This is a genomic window from Streptomyces sp. NPDC055099 (assembly GCF_053607685.1).
The window spans coordinates 1-1538 of record NZ_JBSGUA010000074.1 but is presented as its reverse complement, the minus strand read 5'-3'; the positions used below and the strand labels follow the sequence as shown (position 1 = coordinate 1538).

1 protein-coding gene is annotated in these 1538 nt (G+C 68.1%); it reads right to left on the bottom strand.

Features of this window, described 5'->3' with window-relative positions; translation table 11 throughout:
* Nucleotides 1-1538, bottom strand: a 1538-nt coding sequence (locus tag ACWFRU_RS42395; RefSeq protein ID WP_453694200.1) for an acyltransferase domain-containing protein, incomplete at both ends; no start/stop codon positions are given.

Genomic DNA, 1538 nt, shown 5'->3' with positions numbered 1-1538 from the left:
AGCTCCACGAGCTGCCCGCCCGCCACCCACGGCGACCAGTCCACATCCACACCGGCGACGAACACCTCGGCGAGACCGCGCAACAGCTGCGTCTCTTCCGGCTCGTTGCGGCGCAGGGTGCCGGTCGCGGTCACTCCGGTCGCACGGAGGTGGTCCGCGTACTGCGTCACCGCTCCGAGCAGGACGGGGTGGGGGCTGGCCTCGACGAACACCCGATGCCCCGCAGCCAGCAACGCATCCAGAGCCGCATCGAACCGGACCGTCTCCCGCAGATTCGTGAACCAGTACTCCGCACCCATCACCGCCGTGTCGATCACCCCACCCGACACCGTCGAGAACAACGGAACCCGACCACTACGCGGCACAACAGACGACAACACCTCCAGGAGCTCACCCCTCAACTCCTCCACCTGCGGCGAATGCGACGCATAATCCACCGCTATCCGACGCGCCTGAACCCCATCCGCCTCACACCCCGCAACCAACACATCCAACTCATCCGGAGCACCCGACACCACCACCTGCTCCGGACCATTCACCACAGCAACCTGCAACCCAGCCGACAACCGGCCCGCCACCCGCTCCTCGGACGCCAGAACCGACACCATCCCGCCACGACCCGACAACCGCACAATCGCCCGACTCCGCAACGCCACCACCCGCGCCGCATCACCCAACGACAAACCACCCGCCACACACGCAGCCGCAATCTCCCCCTGCGAATGACCCACCACCGCAGCCGGACGCACACCCAACGACATCCACAACTCAGCCAGCGACACCATCACCGCGAACAACACCGGCTGCACCACATCAACCCGCCCCAACACCCCCTCATCCCCACCACGCACCACATCCAGCAACGACCACCCATCAACAAACGGCTCCAACGCCGCACCACACTCCGCCATCCGCCCCGCAAACACCGGCGAAGAATCCAACAACTCACGCGCCATACCCACCCACTGCGAACCCTGACCCGGGAACACAAACACCACACCAGAACCAACACCCGACGACACCGACGCCGAACGACCGGTCACGACACCCGCCGCCACCCGACCACCAGCCAACTCCGCCAGATGTTCGGTCAGTTCGGACATCCCCTCACCGAGCACCACCGCCCGGTGCTCCAGCACCGCACGCCCCCCGGCCAACGTGAACCCCACATCCCGAGGGTCCAGGTCACCCGCGTCACGGACGCGTGCGAGCAGGCGCGCCGCCTGTTCCGACAGCGCGGCTCCACTGCGTCCCGACAGCACCCACGGCACCATCGGCGCATCCACCACCGGCGGGGCCTCCGGCGCCTGGGGCAGGGCGGGCAGGGCGACGGCGTCGGCCGACGCGTCCTCGGCGGCCGGGGCCGCCTCCAGGATCACGTGGGCGTTGGTGCCGCCGATGCCGAACGAGGACACACCGGACCGACGCGGCCGTGCGCTCGCCGGCCACGATTCGTTGTCCGTCAGGAGCTTGACCTGCCCCGAAGTCCAATCGACGTGGTGAGACGGTATCGAGGCGTGCAGGGTGCGGGGCATGAC